Here is a 205-nt window from a genome sequence, read left to right on the forward strand (position 1 = left end):
CTTCCCTAACAAGGTTTGGGTATCAGACTGGAACTCCATATTTGCATCCATTTAATGTCACCTCCCGTCAATTTACTTAATTCTAATTTAAGTAAAAGATAAAAGCAACATTAATTAGCACTTAAAAATAGCTTAGTGCCCACTAACGTATTGTTAAGTGCCTAAAAATGAAAAAATGTTGATATATAAGGCTTTATACCACTTT

The organism is Frigoribacterium sp. Leaf186, assembly GCF_001423905.1.
Classification (GTDB): Bacteria; Actinomycetota; Actinomycetes; order Actinomycetales; family Microbacteriaceae; genus Frigoribacterium.